General features: G+C 42.0%; 13 protein-coding genes. 2 read left to right on the forward strand and 11 right to left on the reverse strand.

What is annotated here, in order from left to right:
• Nucleotides 1–238 precede the first annotated feature (238 nt).
• Nucleotides 239–2,674 carry a TonB-dependent receptor domain-containing protein gene (locus HGH90_RS27355; protein ID WP_211172693.1) on the reverse strand — a complete coding sequence of 812 codons (2,436 nt, stop codon included), beginning with the start codon at nt 2,672–2,674 and terminating at the stop codon, nt 239–241.
• Between the two features lie 192 nt (nt 2,675–2,866).
• On the opposite strand from HGH90_RS27355, the gene HGH90_RS27360 reads away from it, so the two are divergent.
• Together HGH90_RS27360 and HGH90_RS27365 are read left to right on the forward strand one after the other, a co-directional pair.
• Nucleotides 2,867–3,898, forward strand: coding sequence for a sensor histidine kinase (locus HGH90_RS27360; RefSeq protein WP_169192352.1), 1,032 nt, complete (start codon nt 2,867–2,869; stop codon nt 3,896–3,898).
• Nucleotides 3,895–4,602: a LytR/AlgR family response regulator transcription factor gene (locus HGH90_RS27365; RefSeq protein WP_169192353.1), complete on the forward strand. Its 708-nt coding sequence runs from the start codon at nt 3,895–3,897 to the stop codon at nt 4,600–4,602. Before HGH90_RS27360 ends, HGH90_RS27365 begins: the two co-directional genes overlap by 4 nt.
• 72 nt (nt 4,603–4,674) lie before the next feature.
• Here the strand turns inward: HGH90_RS27365 and HGH90_RS27370 are convergent, their stop codons facing one another.
• The 10 genes from HGH90_RS27370 to HGH90_RS27415 form a co-directional block, all read right to left on the reverse strand.
• Nucleotides 4,675–5,208 (reverse strand): GNAT family N-acetyltransferase, encoded by a 534-nt coding sequence (locus HGH90_RS27370; protein ID WP_169192354.1) that lies wholly within the window; start codon nt 5,206–5,208, stop codon nt 4,675–4,677.
• A gap of 71 nt (nt 5,209–5,279) precedes the next feature.
• On the reverse strand, nt 5,280–5,591 hold the full coding sequence (locus HGH90_RS27375; RefSeq protein ID WP_169192355.1) for a DoxX family protein: 312 nt from the start codon (nt 5,589–5,591) through the stop codon (nt 5,280–5,282).
• 101 nt (nt 5,592–5,692) lie between these two features.
• Nucleotides 5,693–7,363 (reverse strand): serine protease, encoded by a 1,671-nt coding sequence (locus HGH90_RS27380; protein ID WP_169192356.1) that lies wholly within the window; start codon nt 7,361–7,363, stop codon nt 5,693–5,695.
• A gap of 230 nt (nt 7,364–7,593) precedes the next feature.
• Entirely contained in the window at nt 7,594–8,511 is a 918-nt protein-coding gene (locus tag HGH90_RS27385) for a TlpA family protein disulfide reductase (RefSeq protein ID WP_169192357.1), read from the reverse strand.
• 89 nt (nt 8,512–8,600) lie between these two features.
• Nucleotides 8,601–9,905: a TlpA family protein disulfide reductase gene (locus HGH90_RS27390; RefSeq protein WP_169192358.1), complete on the reverse strand. Its 1,305-nt coding sequence runs from the start codon at nt 9,903–9,905 to the stop codon at nt 8,601–8,603.
• A gap of 157 nt (nt 9,906–10,062) precedes the next feature.
• A complete protein-coding gene (locus HGH90_RS27395; RefSeq protein WP_169192359.1) occupies nt 10,063–11,202 on the reverse strand; it encodes a TlpA family protein disulfide reductase in 1,140 nt (379 codons plus the stop codon).
• 56 nt (nt 11,203–11,258) lie between these two features.
• Nucleotides 11,259–12,314 carry a TlpA disulfide reductase family protein gene (locus HGH90_RS27400; RefSeq protein WP_169192360.1) on the reverse strand — a complete coding sequence of 352 codons (1,056 nt, stop codon included), beginning with the start codon at nt 12,312–12,314 and terminating at the stop codon, nt 11,259–11,261.
• Nucleotides 12,315–12,323: 9 nt separating this feature from the next.
• The gene (locus tag HGH90_RS27405; RefSeq protein WP_169192361.1) at nt 12,324–13,787 is read right to left on the reverse strand and encodes a RagB/SusD family nutrient uptake outer membrane protein; all 1,464 of its coding nucleotides are present in this window, start codon (nt 13,785–13,787) and stop codon (nt 12,324–12,326) included.
• A 10-nt stretch (nt 13,788–13,797) separates the two neighbouring features.
• Complete coding sequence (locus tag HGH90_RS27410) at nt 13,798–17,445, reverse strand: SusC/RagA family TonB-linked outer membrane protein (RefSeq protein ID WP_169192362.1); 3,648 nt, start codon at nt 17,443–17,445, stop codon at nt 13,798–13,800.
• A 126-nt stretch (nt 17,446–17,571) separates the two neighbouring features.
• On the reverse strand, nt 17,572–18,765 hold the full coding sequence (locus HGH90_RS27415; RefSeq protein WP_169192363.1) for a FecR family protein: 1,194 nt from the start codon (nt 18,763–18,765) through the stop codon (nt 17,572–17,574).
• Nucleotides 18,766–18,828: the final 63 nt, after the last annotated feature.

The following is an 18,828-nucleotide window of genomic DNA, read 5'->3' on the forward strand; positions in this document are numbered from 1 at the left end:
TGCTGAGAACTCCATCATGCTTTTCTGATCACAGTACTTCCTACAACCTTATTCTTATAAAGAACATCATAGTATTTTATCCTATTTTGACCTAGAACAATCCCGGCAGATAAGATAAAAAATACTACCATTGTAATACGATACCGTTTCACATAAAGGCTTTTTTCTATAGTTCATTTAATAGAAGAAACGCGGGATGTTATTTAATTCTGATCCCAGGAATGTAATATCCTATTCATTATCTTCTTCTCCTTCTCGGAGATTTGTCGTCCGACTGATCGGAAAAATGATTTTCTCCCTTTGCTGCACGCAGGCCACCAAACCGCCAGCTAAACGTTAACGTCGCAGCCCTATTATAGAATCTGTTGATCTGGGTGCTTTGAAAAGTAGGAGCAAAAGCGTACACCGTTTCCCGGAAATGATTCTGGAATGGATTGATTGCTGTCAGGGTAAGGCTTGCTTTATCGTTCATAAAGTCTTTCTTTATTGCAAACCGATAGGAGTAATTAGCTGAATTTTTGCCCTGCAGGGTGATAAAACCATTTCCATAATCTGCAGAAGCACTAAACTGAAGTTGCTTTGTCAAGGTAATGGTATTGCTGATACTCGTATTGAAAAATGTTCCATTGTTTTCTAGCCCAAGAGACTTACTGCGAAACTTTAAATGGAACAGCTCAGCACCCGCATTTAGAGTCCATTTTTCCAAAGGATTAAAAACAGTATTTAAATTCAGCCCCATCCTCGTACTTTCACCAATATTATCGGGCATGGTATACGATATTCCCTTTGGATCAACCCTGGAGATCTGTTCGACTGCATTTTTATTAGCGCTGTAGTAAAGACTGCTGATCAATAACATTCCCTTTTCGCCCGTATAAGTATGTGAAAGCTCCAGCTTCCTGGTAAGTTCAGGCTTCAGATATGGATTACCTTGCGTAATATTAAGTGGATCTCCGGCATTGCTATAGGGGTTTAGATCCATGATCCATGGGCGTCGTATCCTTTCGTTATAGTCCAGCTTTATTTCCTGCTGCTCTCCAAATTTCTTTACCACCAATAAGTTGGGAATTAAATTAGAAAACCTTCGGGAGTAAGGGGAATTATTCTGAAATGATGCATTAATATCTGTATTTTCGAAACGGACCCCTGGACGTAAAGTCCAGTCGTTTCCAAGTTCAAAATTCAAAGTGGCATAAGCCGAAAAGACATTCTGTCTGTAACTCATCGTTCCCGAACGGGAAGGATCTACAGGCAAAGAACTATTTATAACTTCGTATGTGCTGTTAGAATTATTTACCAAATACTTAGCCCCGGTTTCCAGTGTCGTTTTCCCTGCCTGGCCGAAGGGATGGGAATAGTCGGCCTGAAGACTCCATTCCTTCTCCTTACTTTTATTGGGTCCCAGCTCGCGAAAGGCCAAATTGCCGTCTGACTTATACTGCTCTGTGATATAATTAGAAACATCCGACGAAAAAGATGTCTGACCAATAATCTGTAGTTCTTGCCCCTTCTTTTTGAATTTTTTCTGGTAATTCAAGACCCATTCAGTGAAATTGAATTTCCCTCTTTGCTGAATTTTTTGCCGATACTCCTGAACCTGGTTTGCGTTGCTATACCTGTTAAATAGCCCTCCATTTTGTGGCCAAACCCCATTCCAATAGGAAAAACTTCCTTCCAGGGTTTGTGATGAGTCGATTTTATACTGTGCCGATAAATTGGCAGAACCACCTTTAGTGGTTTGCCTCATATCTGATTCCTGTAAAAGAGTACCTAGCTGTTGCCCATTATGGAGATTAATCCTGTCGAGGGTGTAACCAGTTTTCTCACGTTCCTCACTATAATTCCCCATGGCTGTAAAATTGAATTTTCCAGCACTCATATTCAGGGAAAGATTCCCTGTATGCTCCAGATTTCCGCCGGTGAGATCTAATGCTCCGCTGGTACCTTTCAGCTTTTTCTTAGTAATTATATTGACCACTCCGGCCGCACCTTCTGCCTCATATTTGGAAGAGGGGTTGGTCATTACCTCTACAGAAACGATGGAGCTTGCAGGAATCATTTTTAATGCCTCCTTAAGGTTTTTGGCCATTATACGTGAAGGTATTCCGTTAATAAGCACCTTAATATTTGAGCTGCCACGCAATTTCAGCTCTCCACTGGCTCCTACGGTCAGCATCGGCGCTTTACGCAGGACATCAGCCGCATTCCCTGATTTGTTACTAATATCCGAAGCTGCATTGTAAATGATCCGGTCCTTCGCACTTTGAATCAGTGGCTTCTTTCTGCTTGCCGATACGGTTACCCCTTGAAGGAGGGTCCTTTTTTCTTCCAGGTACAGTCTGCCCAAATCCAAGTCGTCCGTCTTCACTTCTATAATACCCGACTGATATTCATTAAAGCCAATATAATTAATTCCAATGCTTATAGAAACCGATGGCTTTATCTTGAATTTAAATGACCCATCGTTACCGGTGATCATAGAATTCACCACTTTACCATTAGCATCCTTCACTATGACTGTACTGCCCACCAACAAAACATTTTCCGTTCCACTCACCACGCTTCCTTTTACTTCCACCTGTTTTTCTGTTGTCTGAGCAAAGGTATTCATCGAAATCAATGTAATTGCGAAGAGAACAACCTGCTGCCGTATTCTTTTTAATAATTCCTTCATCCGTAAAAATTTAATGGTACAAAACAAGGCCAAGTAAAGCAGCTCAGAAAAGAAAACGGATGAAATAGCTGAATTAAGGGTTAAAAGTCGTTGGTCATTTTAACTTTCCGCTTTAATTTTGATTTGACAATTTTGCAGCATCCAACTAATACACTACATATTATAATTTAATTAATTATAATTAAAATACAAATGAATAAAATCACAATTGGCATGCGTAAAATGTGGGTCCAGGAGATTATGATATTTTGCGCAATGTATGTGCTGACCATGCTCCATGAATGGATGTTTATCAATTCTTTTGAAAACTTTCTAAAAGGTTTTGTTTTTTTTGTTATTCTCTATGTGCAAGCCCAACTTCACCGGTTTTATATTTTCAGATATTATTTATTGAAGAAATATTTCATCTATGCGCTCTATTCTTTAATCGTCATTTTTTTGGGAGCATCTTTGCTATACCTTGCAGACTTTCTTTGGATCCAGCCTGATTTTTTGGACCCTAATGAGCTGGCATTAAACTTTTTGTACCATTTTGTGATCTGCATCATCAGTACTGTTACCATCATGGCCCTCTCTTTAATGCAGAGTTACGCCATGGAATTACAACGCCGTAACCTCGATCAGAACTTACTGAATGAAATGCGTCTGAAATCTCTGCACTCCCAGCTCAATCCCCACTTCTTTTTCAATATGCTTAATAATCTATACGGGGTGAGTTTAACAGATCCAGGGCGAACGCCGGATCTTATCGTGAAGTTATCTAAACTAATGCGTTATCAGATTGAAAATGGCAACGTTTCCAAGATTTCCCTTCCCGAGGAGATGATGTTTATCCGGAATTATATTGATTTGGAAAGAGAGCGGATCGGTGAAAGATGTGATATCCAATTTGTATGCAAACCTTCAGATGAAGAAATGAGAATGTACCAGATATCACCGCTGCTGCTGATCGTTCTGGTTGAAAATAGCTTTAAACATAGTCAGAATCTCAAACTTTGGTTTGTGCATATCCACATTGAACTCCAAAATGACAAGCTGCATATGACTATCGAAAATTCCCTGGCTGATAAAAATCTTCTAAAACCTTCAACAAAGATTGGCCTGAATAATCTTAAACAACGGTTGTCTTATATCTATAAAAGCGGCTTTAGCTTAAATGAAAAGCAATCGGAGCTCAGTTACCAGACCACACTTATACTGACCCTTGAAAAACAAATAATATGACCTTACTTAATTGTATCATCATTGACGATGAAGAAGGAGCACACCGTGTTCTGAAACATTTTATAGGACAACTGAAGCATCTCAAACTTAACGGGGCCTTCTTTACTGCTGTTGAGGCCATGGAATATTTGTACCATCATAAAATAGATATTCTGTTTCTTGACATCAATATGCCTGGCCTAACTGGCATGGAAATGCTGGAAGCGATGTCAAACAAACCATTCGTTATTCTTACTACTGCCTATAAAGAACATGCATTAGAGTCCTACAAATATGATGTTGTTGACTATCTGGTAAAACCCTTTGACTTCAAAAGCTTTCTTTCTGCTATTGACAAGGTAATCAATCGCCTAAGCGCAGGAAAAAGGAATATAGATCAGCCTATGGAAGAGCCTGATCATATCGTTTTAAAAGTGGAGAATGACATCGTGAAACTATCTTTCGATTCCATTCTTTATACGCAGAGTTACGGTAACTATGTCAAATTTTACACCCGTGAAAAAATGCTTCTCAGTCAAATCACCACCCAGGAGGTTGAAAGCAAACTGAACCCCAAACTTTTCATCAGGGTACATAAGTCCTATTTGGTAGCGCTCCGGGAAATTTCAAAAATTTCTGGTGGTGAACTTTCCCTTAAAGACGGTACTATACTGCCAATCGGAAAATTCTATAGAAAGAATGTTATTGACATGCTTAAAAATTAAGACTGAAGGAATTCGATAAGAGCGCTAAATACACTCCTCAGAAGCACTCTTTTCTTCTCCTGCCGGTTGAATTTATCCCAGGGTGTCCCACTCTTTTTTTAAGATTGCAAATTGAAGTGTATTTTCAAACCTGGGCGTGCCATCCTGGTTATTAACAAAGGAAATAAATTCAAGAAACAGACCTTCCTGACGCATTCCCAGTCGCCGACAAAGCTTCTGGGAACGCATGTTGTCCTCCTCCACATAGCAATATATCCTTCTTGCATTTTTCACCTTAAAAAGATAGCTAAACAATCCCCTTGCTGCTTCACTGGCATATCCATTTCCTTCAAACTTGCTATTAAAATTCCATCCAACGTTGTAAGTATCCTCTTCTTTCATTGCAAAAAGATTTCCTATCAGGGAATCATTTTCCTGCAGACAGACGGCAAACTGTGAACCATCCTTGCTTTTTTTGCGAACATCGGCCAGCGCGTCTTCGATGGTCGATAGCCTCTCCTGCACAAAACAGTTTACTCTTGGAGCAGCAAAATAGTCAAACAATGCCGCGGCATCGCCGGGTTTGAATCTGCGGATAATGAGTCTTTCGGTTCTAAAAAATTCCATGGCATTTGATATTAAATTTCATATAGCGTCATTCATCGGCCAGGTATTAATGTTGCTACTTCTTCTGATTTCTACCTGGATAAACGGCGTTCGTAAGTCATCCAGGTCACTTGATCATTAATTTTTCTGAGCGAAGAAACTAAAAACTTTCCTTGCGGAACAATATTTTTAGGTCTCAGCAGAACATACCTTCCCCCGCCAGTAAAAAACAAGGTTATACCTGAGAGCATAAACAGCATTGTCAGCTCTCCTTCGAGAGCTCCGGTTTCACCGATGGTGAACGCAGAGCCGCCATGTGCGAGGATAAGCGCAAAAAGCATGACCAGGGCCACCATTATTCCTGAAAGGCGGGTAAACACACCAAGAATGAGAAATAAAGGCACGATGCATTACCCCGGCGATACTCCCAGCCATACGGCAAATCCTTTCCAGCTTGGACCAGTGAATGGTACCTGTTATCCTATTTGCCAACTTAATTTAAAGTTTACTTGTTAACAGTATGTTGGCCTTTCGATGAATTAACAATAAAACCTCCAATTACATCAACGGGCATGATTACTGTAGACGTTCTGCTATGCCGGGCTATATTAATCCCGACAAATTCATTAGCAATATTAAAAACAGGAGTGCCACATTCATCGGCTCTTATAGCGGCATCTTGTATAAGCACCTTTGCAAAACCATCAGAACGCATACTCGTTCCTCCAGGAAAATCGTAAGAAACATGTTTACCAGTTGGATATGCCGGCAGCGGAAACTTTAGTTGTAACAGCTTACCATTCCGCCTAACCGATACCTGAATACTTTCACTGGCATAACATCTAGCTAACTCACGTCCATAATATTCCGGTTTGTCAATGCTCACATCATTGATACTGATTACCTGATCTTTGATTCTAAGAAAACCACACGCCGCACTACCCGTTCTAATGCTGGTTATAGTAACTTTCCGGTCTATGTAAGTTGCATCGGCCCCGAAAAATCCTATACTGTAATTTGGTTCCATTGAAATAAAAGAACTACTCGATATACCGACTTTAGTTCTCGTATGATTGACTGGTGTAAATAGTAATCTCCCAAGTGAGGTACTCTTCCCATTAGAGGCAGCAGCGTCTATATCAACAGCATCTTTATCATCTACACGAGCTGTTAAAAGAATCAGGTCGTTTTCCCTATCCCTTATAAGAATTGTAGCGGGTATATTTCCACTTCTATATAAAAGCTTCGGATTCTGCCTTACCATAGAGCTTTTGCTAACAATGTAAATCTTGCCGCCAAATTTTATGACAGCACCCTTAATGAACGAGCCTTTATCACCTGTGCCGCTTATGATCTGTACTACACTTCTATTGGACGCTGCATTAGTCTTACCGATTACAGAGATATAGCCGGAATCCCCATTATTACGGGGCATTATGGAAGGCAACATATCAGCCACCGGTAACGAGGCATAGTCCTTCGCAACACTAAGTGCGGACCAATATTTTAAATATGCGTCTATCGGCACATCAAAATTCTCATTTTCGTTAGCTTTAATCCAACTATGCAGTCCGACCACACGGCCTTCAGCATCGAATAGAGGTCCGCCTGAATCACCGGGCTCCATTTTGCAAGTGGATTCAATATAGCCACCTGGACCACCAACATGATTTATTTTACCCAAGCGGATGTTTGGTAACGGCTTGTAAAATGAGCCAGGGTACGATATACTTACAACAGGCTGTCCTGGGACCAAATCTGCACTGCGTCCCATTTTCGCGTATCGCCATTTTCCAGTGTGCAGAATTTTAATCATTGCCATATCAAAATCCTGTCCTTTTTTTTGGATGCCGATCCGGCCAAGCCCGGAAGCAATACAACTGTCTCCATCAGGAAACGTAACCAGGTAGACCTGATGAGGTTCGACGGCATGAGATACAGTAAGAATATGTCCATCTTTGGATACTACAACACCACTAAAACCCATTCCTTCTCCTTTTTTACGTGATAAGGTATCATACTCAATAATATATACACAAGCATTAAATGAGCTGTCTATCACGTCACTAATCAGTTTTTCAACTGGATTAGCTTTGTGATTTAATTGACCAAATCCATTTTCGGTGATGCCTCCCAAAAGAAATAGAAGCCATAAAATAATCGTATTTCTATCCATAAAAATAGTGTACAGCGGTGTATTCAGATTAAATAATAGCCGGAGCGAGACCACGGCCGGCCATTTCATAAAAATCCTTCCGGACTTTGGGGAGCACTTAAAAAATTAAGTAGTTTGTGGAAATTATAAAAGCAATTAGTCTTCACTATGTTCCAATAGCTGAAATATAGTGCCATACTACACTTCTGCAAGTATGACACTATTTTATTTAATGGTTAGTGGTTCACTTATCATTTAAACAGTTCGGATAATTTTGCTTCCAACTCTTCACCATGAAGCCCCATTGCAATGATATTACCCTTATCGTCAATCAGAAAATTCCAGGGAATCGCCGTAATATTATACTTCTTAACTATATCGGAATCAAATCCCTTCAAATCACTAAGGTTAGCCCAGCTATATCCATCGGCCTTTACAGCTTTTTTCCAGGCGGTACTATCTGTATCAAGTGAAACGCCGATAACATCCAATCCTCTTGACTTATATTTATTATACAACGGGATAAGTCCGCGCCCCTGCGCCCTGCAAGGCGCACACCAGCTTGCCCAAAAATCAATGAAGGTATATTTGCTTTTCATAGTAATATCCCTTGATAAGATTGAATTACCTTCAGTATTGGCCATCGTGAAATCTTCATAGACAAAAGAAACATTCCCGTCTTTTAAAGCAGCTTCCGATATACGGCTTTCAGCATTTCCTCCTGCCTGACCATTCAGCTCAACTGTGAATTTTCTTATTGATGGAGGAAGACACATCTGGTCGTTACAGGCCATGTATTTAATCGTACAGAACAATTTGGTAGGACTGTCATCCTTAAGTCTCACTACCTGTGAGAAGGTTACGCCTATCGCATAATGCGCGGCGCTTTTTCCTCCACCAGCCTCATCACTTTTCTCTTCTATTGCACCGACAAATTCTAAATGCGCGTTTTCAGTAAACCTGATCTGAGTGGGCATACCCAGGCCACCGCCGGAAGATTGTTGAGGATAGATATGATATGGTTCTTCTATAGTAGCGTGCAACTGAACTTTATAGGTGAAAGGAGCGATCTTCTCACTGTAACATTTCCAAGAAACAGGATGATTATCTTGTGCAAATCCCAAAAGTGTCAGTGTATTGAACAATATTAAAAGAATCATTTGCTTCATATGTACATGTTTGATATTTTCTGTCTATGGCAATGTGTCAATAGTCACCGGACTCCTTTATCCGGCACTCTCACGGTGACAATTGCGCCTTACTTCCTCGCATTAGCCGCAATTACTGCACGCGCTTTGATGATTTCAACCATAGACTTCAGCTTATAATATTCCCTATCTGTTGAACCTGCGTATCCGACACCGTAGAACCTGATATTACCCATTGGGTCAAAAACAATTTTGGTAGGAGTTCCCTGAACATCGTATGCTACGTTGTCTTCATCCCGCAAAACATCCAGGGATATGCCTTTTTTCGCTACATAAGACTTCACGGTAGCCTGGTCTTCAAATAAATTCACAACAAACAATTGCAGCGAATCTTTCTTATAATCAGCAACAACGCGCTCGAATCCTCTAAATGCAGCTACGCAAGGCGTACACAGTGTCGTCCAGAAGTCTAACACCAAAATCTTCCCTTTATAATCGCCCAAATTAACCGCATTATTATCCAGATTCAACATCGACAAATCTTTAACTGGCTTTTTAGCACGGAAGAAGGTCACCATTTTACCACTACGGTTTGGATCAGGCAGAGATCCTTCAAGCATCGTTTTGGCAGATGCAATATACATTTTCTCTACCTCCTTGAAATACTTCCGGTATGCTTCATCCTGCAGAGATTTAATATATGCCTCAAAACCATTATCAGCACCTTTCAACTTTGTATATACCTCCCGGAATGTCGCAACCATATTAGGATTTGAATCAGCCTCTTTGAACGCCTTTGTCAATATGTCAAATGCGACCTGATCCTGTCCGGCAGCCGACATCACAATAGCATACCGGTTGAGATAATTAGATTTTGAGTCCCTGAAATACTTTAATTCCCGGGAATTATCTTTGGCCACAGACGGTCTCATGATCATTTCTTTTGCCAGATTAACATTTCCTAACCTGGCATTTGCCGCTGCATTCAGCTCCATCAAAACTCCTGTTCTACCAATAGGATCTACAAGAATATGCTTTTCGATGTCATTCAAAATATCACTTGTAATCTGTTCAACAGCTGCATATTGTTTTTTATCATCAAACAGATGTTCAAGGGCGTTACAGAGATAAAGGAACTGACGGGCCGTAAATTTCGGGTTACCGGACTTGTAATATTTGTAGCGTTCTATATTCCCTTTAGCCAACCAACTAAACGCAAGTTCGCCGCGATAATCGTTTGTAGCCGAATCAGTGGCCTTGGCTGGGGATAGATGCTGAAGCATATCATTATAATATTTTTCCTGCTCTTCCACGCCTACTTTCAAACTGAAATCCTCAAAGCTATATTCTTTTTGCGTTGTCTGTTGCGCCCATGCTGAATTACAAATCAACAAAAGCAAGATTATTTTTCTCATTACTCTCCGATTAGGATTAAATTTTTACTATTACCCTGGTAGCACCTGTGAAGGAGAACAGCAATTCTATCATCAACGGTGCTATTCTCATTGATCAGAAGACAGGAGTTCAGGATATACGATTCCCATTATCCCGCCGGCTGAAACATAAGTACTATTATTTCAATACTTTCGACAAAGCCGCCTGCAATGCAGCGCCACGAAGCCCTTTACCAATAATAACGCCATTGGGATCCAACAAAACGTTATCAGGGATACCAGTCACCGCGTATGCCAATGCTACTGAACCAGCACCTTTTTTGTCAATCACCTGCGTCCATGGCAATTGATCCTCCTTCACCGCCTTCAGCCATTCCTCCCGCTTCGCATCCAGCGATATACTTAATATGTCAAAATTTTTATCCTTGAATTCGTTATATGCTTTTACTACGTTAGGATTTTCTGCTCTGCATGGGGCACACCAACTTGCCCAAAAATCTATCAGAACGTATTTCCCTTTGTAAGATGTTAATGACACAGGCGTACCTGTTGCAGTATTCAACTCAAATGCTTTTGCCACGTTTCCCAGTTTGTTCATGTTAAATCCCTTTGCCATCACTTTGAGACTGGCAAACCGCTCGGTCTTCCGCATCCTTTCACTTAATGCATCAAGCATTTTGTTAAACGTTGCAACGTCCCCGGAAGAACTCGTCTCATCAGCCAGGTTAAGACTAAAATAACTATCCGGATATTTTTTAACAAAGCCGAGTCTGAGAGCACTTAGTTTTGCAAATAATTTCTGCGTGGCTTCGGAAGGAACGCTTCCAGGCTGCTCCGGTCCATCATTTTCATCTTCTTCAGGTTCATCCGTAGCTTTACCCAATGAACTAATTGAATCCAAAGATTTTGTAAGCGCCTCTTCTTTGAGTCTGAATGTTTCATACAATTTCTGATTCATTCCATTGACAGTTGCGTCATTCATCGATTTGCCGTTAATAGTAACATTGCCTTCAAGAAAAAAAGTTCTTGCACCCAGCAAATGCGAGTAAGGCTTCACCCAGCTCCAGTAGGATGTATCCTCCAATGTAAGGTGCGGATTATACGGAATCAGTTTTAAAGTTGCATTTGCCGGAAACTGTGTGCCACTGAAACTGAATGTTCCATCGTTGGACATCTGCTTTAACTCCTGGCCAGCGTACGCAAGCACGAATGTTACGGGTATATTTGCGCCGGATATCTTTCCTTTAACGCTAAAAGCCTGGCTATAGGCGGAAATAGCCATGACAAATCCGCAAATTAATAATGTAATTTGTTTCATACTATAAAGTTTGGTTCATTGAGAGCAGTAAATAATGCCCCGGAGAGAAACTGTTGTTATTTAAGTAGTAGATCTGAAAGTTTATCCTCCAGCGCCTTTCCTCCCAGATTACGACCGACTATGATCCCATTGGGGTCGATCAACAGGTTCTGTGGAATTTGAGAAATATTGTAAGTTTTCGCAACACTACCTGCGGCTCCTTCAAGATCACGGACTTGTTTCCACGGTAACTTGTCTTCTGCTATTGCTTTTATCCATGCGTCTTTTCTGTTATCCAGGGAGACTGCCAGTATCTCGAATTTTCTATCTCTGAATTTATTATAAACAGCAAGCAGTTCGGGATTGGCTGCCCGGCACGGACCACACCAACTCGCCCAAAAGTCGAGCAGTACATAGTGTCCTCTAAAGGAAGAAAGCGAAACAGGCGTTCCCTCCACATCTTTAAGGGCAAAATCGATTGATGGCTGTCCAACATCAAACTTTTTTGCCCTATCTAAAGCAATTTTCCATTTTTTTGCTTTATCTGTATTACGAAGTCGCGCACTCAATGATGTGAGCATCGGTTCGAAGATGGAGGGTTGAATGGCACCAGCAAACGTTTCAATCAGATCAAAACTCATATAAGCATCCGGATATTTCTTAATGAATGCTGTGATTATCTGTTCAAAAGGTAATGCCTGATCCCCCAGCTTCTGGTTTTCCTTTAGCATTTCTAGGAAGGCATCATGGGCCTTATTTTCCTTTCCTCCTCCCGTTACTGTTGCAATACCAACGGAATCAAATGATACATTCATTTCTCCCTCCGGGTAGAACAGAGCGATATTCTTAGATCCCTGATCGTCGTTTTCGGCAGTGTCTCGATCTAACCTGGAAGATTCAGGGCCAATTAAGGTAATCTGTAATAGTGGCGGCCGCGGAACGACATCACTAAAGGAGAACTTCCCAAGCTTAATACTCACTGTATCACTTTTGAAAACCTTGCCATTATCATATTCTAAAACTGCACGTGTCACCGGATTTCCAGCGGCGATCTTCGCATTAATCGTAAATTTGGTTTGGCCATTCACAACTGCAGCACATAAGATAGCAGCAGCCAACATTGTTTTATGCATAAATCAATTTTATGGATTTTCAACAAGCCCTTTGTTTTGGGCCAACATTCTTTCTCCGAATTTTAGCGCGAACCTTTCTGGTCTGAGCTTATAGGTAGCGACGACATTTCCTTGAGCGTCGTACAGCTCATGGGTGTATTTAACTGTAGTATTGTAAACGGGATCAACAGATAGCCGACGCATATCCATCCAACGGCTCCCGGAAGTCGCGAACTCACGAATCCTTTCTTCCAGGATGAATCTGACAAGGGCTTCTTTATTGCCGGCTACATCTGACGGAACAGACGCTGCTTCCGCAGGCATTCGTTTCTTACGCAGCGCTTCCAAATCTTGTACGGCTCCGGCCAAATCACCTGCTCTGGCTTTAAGTTCAGCTCTCATCAGGTATAAATCGGGGAGCGCCGGACCAATATCAATCCCAAAAAATAAGTTTGCTGAGTAGCGTCTCATTCCACGAGGAAAAACGCCATCCGGATTAAAAAGCTCATATCCTGTGAACATGTACAACCGCTTATCTGAAGGTTTGTACAACGCAGCAGTCTGTGGAGAGAAAACAAAGGTATTAGCCTCTTGTAATTGAAAGTTACCCATGCTCACATTATATATTACCTCTTGATTAACCGCTGCCAGCGGGTAATTGGACAAACCATATCCCAAATCGGGAAGCCAGGTAGCGCTGGCATCGGGGTCCAATACAACATTGTAATCGTATAATGCCAATGGAATTTGTGATTTAGCAATCTCTCCGAAGGCAGCATCGATGTGAGTTCTGGCATCTTCAAATCTGGCCATGAATAAATACACACGCCCCAATAAAAATTCTGCCGCAGCTCTTGAGAATTTGCGGCGATGTTTCAGCGGACCGAGGTCTGGAAGCGCTTCTGTAAGATCTTTGATGATAAAATCGTAAGTTTCCTGAACTGTCGCCCGGACAAACTGCGTCCTGGTTACATCAGCGGCTGTTAACAGGGGCACGCCCAGGTCGGTACTTGCGGTTGCAGCATTATAAGGTTTTGAATAATCATTCAGGAAATAAAAATGACATAATGCTCTTCCAACCCGGGCTTCAGCAAGAAGCGTCTTTTTCTTCTGATCGGAACCATTGGCGGATGCCATTACTTCACTAATAACTTTATTAAAAACATAGACACTGCTGAGGTACCAGGTTTCAGTCGGTAGTTCATCTTCATCGTACACCCTGTCCTCATATCTGAAGAGGCGTTGCGTGCGAAGCGCGGCTGTGTTTATATATGACTCCTGCGCCGCCATTTCATCCCCCATGTATATACCAGCAGCATAACTACCTCCCAGACTAATTGCATTGAGCAACTCTTCATAGTCCGCTGTCGTTTTCGCAATAACAGCCCCCTTTGGTTCAATTTCAAGGAAACTCTTTGAGCAGGACGGCTGCAACATAACGGAGATAACCAGGAATGGAACTAATAATATATTTTTTGTTTTCATCCTTTTCATACTAGTTAAATTAAAGAATCAGGTGTGCGCCAATCGTCAGAGAACCTTGTCCGGTACGCATAAATCTGGCGCCACCAGCTGAATGAAACTCCGGATCGATACCCAGATGGTTAGCTTTCCACAGCATAAGATTTGAAACCTGCGCCCGGAAGGTCAGTCCCTGGGCATTTATAAGATGCACTACACTTTTGGGCAGGCTGTAAGCCAACGTAATTTCCCTGATCTTCGCATAAGCCCCGTTAAACACGTTGATATCTGCATATTGATAGTAAATGGTGTTACGGCTTTCTGAGATATCGGTGTTATAAGCATAACGCGGAATATTCGTGTGTTTCTCATCTCCCGGCTGCTTCCATCGATTTGCAAATTCAGGGTGTGCCGCATTCTGAAATAATGGTTCCGTCCAAAATGTATTTACATCCCGGAATAATTTATACCCCAGATTAAAACTTATATTAATACCCAATTGAAAACCTTTGTATTCGAATGTATTAAACAGCCCCCCCGTCCATACTGGCTGAGAAGTAGCCATAAACAGCATATCCTCCGGTTTCGAACCATTTCGGGTAGACAACAGCTTTCCATCTGCCTGTATTATTTGCGGATCTCCGGAGGTATTAAGTCCACCATAACGGAAGGCAACGTTGGCGAAAGCCGGATGACCTTCAAAGTATGGTCGTTCAAACATAGCGTCGATCATACCTGTTCCTGTAGTAATGGCAGTTTCAGTTGCCAACCTGGTAATTTTATTGCTATTGTATGCAATGTTTAAGGTAGTGCTCCAATAGTAATTCCGATTTTTCAGGTTGAAAGAGGTCAGACTCAGCTCTACTCCCTTGTTTTCAAGGTCTCCGTAGTTGCCGGTAACCGTTGCGTATCCGGTAAGTGGCGCTGTCGCCAGTGGTCCAATCAGATCGGTAGTTTTTTTGAGATAACCATCAATTGTTCCCGATAGCCGACCTCCCAGGATGTCAAAATCCAGGCCCGTATTGTACACGGTAGTTCCCTCCCACGTCAATTTATCATTTCCGGGTGTACTAACAATTAAGCCCGAACCGGTAACGTAATTTACGTTTGCATCCGCCTTTAAGATATCAAAAGAGGCAGCCTGGGCAGGTCGTGGCGCATTACCCGCAATACCATATGTTAAACGAAAATCCAGCCTATCGATCCAATTAACCTGCTGCATAAAATTCTCCTCCTTCAGCAACCATTTGCCACCAACACTATATACAGGCCTGTTCTGTGCCGATTTGGCTAGGCCAAATAAATTGCTCTGATCAATTCTCCAACTTGCATTAAATGCATATTTATTCCTAAACATGTAAGCAATTGTCGAATAATAAGACACCGTTCTTGCTATGGCTCCCTCTCCACCCCTAACGTTGTTTACATCCAATACCATGGTTCTTCCCGGAACCGTACCATTTATTCCCTTCATAAGGGTATCAACATTAACGGGCTTAGATAATTGTAGTTGATCGTCCCAGCCGTAGTAAGTCGAGGAAGTCAACAAAGGAGTCATGCTGGTCGCTTCCTGTCCCGCCATGACCGTCAACTGATGATTCCCCCAGGCCTGATCAAAAAATAACTGATTTCTTACTGTCCAGTTTTTCTGAGAAGCATTATTTACAGTTAACGTTCCACCTCTTTCAGGTAACCAATACCTGGGAATGCTGCTTGTCATTGGAGCCTGAGTAAAAGAAACCAAACGGTTTCTCACTATATAACTTTGTTCATCGAGCACAACTCTATTATTACTGGAGAAAGTCTGGTAACCATAGGTACCTTCAAAACGAAGTCCCTTCACCAATTTTATTTTTGCGCTTCCAACCACGCGGCCTGCAATATTTGAACCCTTTGAGTAGCCCCGGTCAAACTCTTGCAGTGGTACATAATCCAGGTTAACACGGCTTCTTGCGGCATAGTCCAACCTTAATGAATCGCTGTACGCTCCGAGAAAGTTTACGGGTAAAGCGTTGCCACTGGCATCCCGGAACCGCTGATAGGGAACAAACGACACCCCGGGATCAGTTATACTGCTGCCGAGATTCGAAGCGCCCGTAACGGTGTTGGTCAAATCTGTGATGATGGAAAATTGGACTCTTTCATTAGCATTGAAGTCCTGGCGAAGATTTACTTTGTAAGTATTGTTCTTTTCGCCCGGCGTTGTACTTTGTATGCCAGTGTAACTAAGGGAACCGTAAAAACTATAAATACGATTACCTCCCGAAAGAGATACAGTATGGTTGGTAGTAGCAGCATTCCTATAATAAAGATCCAGAATTTCGGCACGATTATCAATTGCAGCAAGACTATCCAGCGATTTATCAGCCTGCGCCTGCGTAATTAACCCCCGATACAAATTATACTGAATTTGAAGATGCGGAGGAACCGGCGCCAGGGTCTGCGCTGCCCCCCATGAGTAGTATGGTACATATTGAGGAAAGAGTTCTTTAGCAGCAGTAATAAACTGGCTGCTATTCATTCTCTGAATATAGGTTCTATCAGGCTTTCCCTGGAAATTATAAAAACCGTCATACTCAACACGCAGCTTTTCTCCATTTTTGCCCTTTTTGGTCGTGATAACAATTACGCCATTAGCCGCCTTGGCTCCCCAGATGGAAGCGGCAGAAGCATCTTTTAAAACGCTGATATCGGCGATATCCTGCGGGTTGATATTGGCAATAGGATTAGAAGAATTAAAAACATTATTCTGAGACTCAGTTGAAGTAATGTTACTCGGCAACTCTACTCCATCCACAACAATCAAAGGCGACCTTGTAGAGTTAAGAGAAGTCAGTCCACGAATCAACAACGGCTCGCCTGATGGAGCATTATTAACTACCAGGCCTGGCACCAACCCGTCAAGCCTTTGCAACAAATTGGTACTACTCGATCTGTTGGCAACAGTACTCATATTTACATTTGCAACCGAACCAGCACTTCTGGCTCTCGACATAGATTGATAACCTGTATTAACAACAATCTCCACTGCACCCATTGTATTGGGCGCCTGGTTTAGCATGAGAAAGCCAATATTCTCCTTTTGAATATGTTGAGCTGTAATTCTCAGTTCCCTGGACTTATATCCTACATAGCTAGCAACAATAACCTCTCCCTCTGAAGCCTCAATTTCAAATATTCCATTGCCATCTGCCACTACTTTCCGGGACGTTCCTTTTATGAAGACAGTAGCACCGGGTAATGAGATCCCTGTGGAATCAATTACGGTCCCCACAATGTCTGTCAAGTTTGTACCCATTTCGTTCTTTCGGACGTTCTCGGGCCGTTTGGACAGCAATATACTCTTGTTCTGTACCGTGTACCCGACCGGCTGGCCGGAAAAAACCAGGTTCAGAAACTCAGATAAGGGTAACGCTTTAGCATCAATGGTAACAGGCTTCATGAGTACAATCACATCAGCTGTGTAGGTAAAAACATACCCAGTTTGTTTTCTGACTTCTGAAAATATCTTCTCAGCCGGCAAATTTCTGCCTGATAAACTTACACTGACTGTCTGTGCAAATGCAGTTTGTGCTACATGAGACAAGTATGTAAACAGTATAAGGATAATTAGTCTTCTTATAACTATAGATTTCGCTGTGCGGCGGCAGTTGGCAATGACATCCCGGCCGCAGAAAGCATTCTCTTTCATGCTTATGCAGTATTTGGTTGATTAATGATTAAATAACAATCTTAATTTAAAATCGATTCTCTTTATTACAGAAAGCAGTGCAGGCTATTTGTCCCTATTATGATTCTACATTATTTATATTTTCAATTACTTATTGGAAATTATCAAAACGTTACCATCCAGTCTATTCTTTACCCCCAACTCCGTAAGCCAGCTTAATACGGCGCTTAACTTCACTCCCCGGTCCAATTGTCCCCTAAATATTTTTTCAGGAACAGGTCCTTCGAATTTTATGTCGATACCATACCATCTTTGTAGTTGCCTGGCCACCTCTTCCAATCCTGCATTGTTGAAACTAAAAAAACCATTCTTCCAGGCTATCACATCGTCCATATCCTGAATTGCCAAAGCTTTGTTGATTCCACCGGACCAATGTGTCTGTATTTGATGACCCGGACGCAGCTGTAGCGAATCAACGCCACTTCTAACCCGAACCAAACCTTCAAGCAAAGTCGTCTTAATGGTTTGCTCATCCCGGTAGGCGTTGATATTAAAACTGGTTCCCAATACCAACACCTCTGTGTGCCCATTTACTTTTACGCGAAACGGCATGTCCTTATTCCTTGCCACTTCCAAATAAACTTCGCCTGTAATTTCTACATAACGTTCAGCACCATGAAAAACAGTAGGGAATCGGATGGAACTGACTGCGTTCAGCCAGACTTTAGTCCCGTCCGGCAGCTGTACCTGGAATTGACCGCCACGAGGAGTTGTTAGTGTGTTATAACTTACAGGAGCCGTATTACCCTGTACATTGTATTGCAGGCTTTTACCATTCTGGCTTACTGCCGTTTGCCCTTGTTGAATAACCTGTTTGCCGGTAGCGTCCAGTGTTTTTGTAGAACCATCTGACAAGGTTAGTATAGCCTTGTTGTAGCCTGGCGCAATATCAGTAATCGGATGTTCCTGAACCATGACCTGCTTTGAAGACCGTTGTAACCAGAAAAAGCTACCTGCTGCCAGTATGATCAATGTTACGGCCGCAGCTTGGACCCAGCGACGCATAGCGCGAATGCGATCAACAAAAGTCGGGTGTTTTCCCTGATCATCATGTCTTACAGGCCCTAACGGATGTACTACCTGCTCACCAGCTGCGTAAATTTCCCGGGGGGCCTGACCCGCAGTTTCAGACATAGTCGGCATTACAGGTTCTCTTTCAATTTTTTCAGCAATACATTGATAAATAAACTCGCCTACTTCCGGGCTTCCCAATTGTATTGAGTTAGGTTCCAGAAAATCAGCATCCAGGTTGGCAATAAATTTCTGTTCATTGTCTTTCAACAATTTGAAAAACAACTCCCTCTCAGCATCTGTAGCTGTCCCATTTTTATAATTGTGCTGTAA

The organism is Chitinophaga sp. Ak27, from assembly GCF_012726295.1.
Classification (GTDB): domain Bacteria; phylum Bacteroidota; class Bacteroidia; order Chitinophagales; family Chitinophagaceae; genus Chitinophaga.

Bases quoted from the DNA above. Each gene is read 5' to 3' on its own strand.
- HGH90_RS27405 (WP_169192361.1), bottom strand. From the start codon at position 13,787: ATGAAAAGGATGAAAACAAAAAATATATTATTAGTTCCATTCCTGGTT.
- HGH90_RS27400 (WP_169192360.1), bottom strand. From the start codon at position 12,314: ATGCATAAAACAATGTTGGCTGCTGCTATCTTATGTGCTGCAGTTGTG.
- HGH90_RS27410 (WP_169192362.1), bottom strand. From the start codon at position 17,445: ATGAAAGAGAATGCTTTCTGCGGCCGGGATGTCATTGCCAACTGCCGC.
- HGH90_RS27370 (WP_169192354.1), bottom strand. From the start codon at position 5,208: ATGGAATTTTTTAGAACCGAAAGACTCATTATCCGCAGATTCAAACCC.
- HGH90_RS27395 (WP_169192359.1), bottom strand. From the start codon at position 11,202: ATGAAACAAATTACATTATTAATTTGCGGATTTGTCATGGCTATTTCC.
- HGH90_RS27390 (WP_169192358.1), bottom strand. From the start codon at position 9,905: ATGAGAAAAATAATCTTGCTTTTGTTGATTTGTAATTCAGCATGGGCG.
- HGH90_RS27360 (WP_169192352.1), top strand. From the start codon at position 2,867: ATGAATAAAATCACAATTGGCATGCGTAAAATGTGGGTCCAGGAGATT.
- HGH90_RS27380 (WP_169192356.1), bottom strand. From the start codon at position 7,363: ATGGATAGAAATACGATTATTTTATGGCTTCTATTTCTTTTGGGAGGC.
- HGH90_RS27355 (WP_211172693.1), bottom strand. From the start codon at position 2,674: ATGAAGGAATTATTAAAAAGAATACGGCAGCAGGTTGTTCTCTTCGCA.
- HGH90_RS27385 (WP_169192357.1), bottom strand. From the start codon at position 8,511: ATGAAGCAAATGATTCTTTTAATATTGTTCAATACACTGACACTTTTG.
- HGH90_RS27365 (WP_169192353.1), top strand. From the start codon at position 3,895: ATGACCTTACTTAATTGTATCATCATTGACGATGAAGAAGGAGCACAC.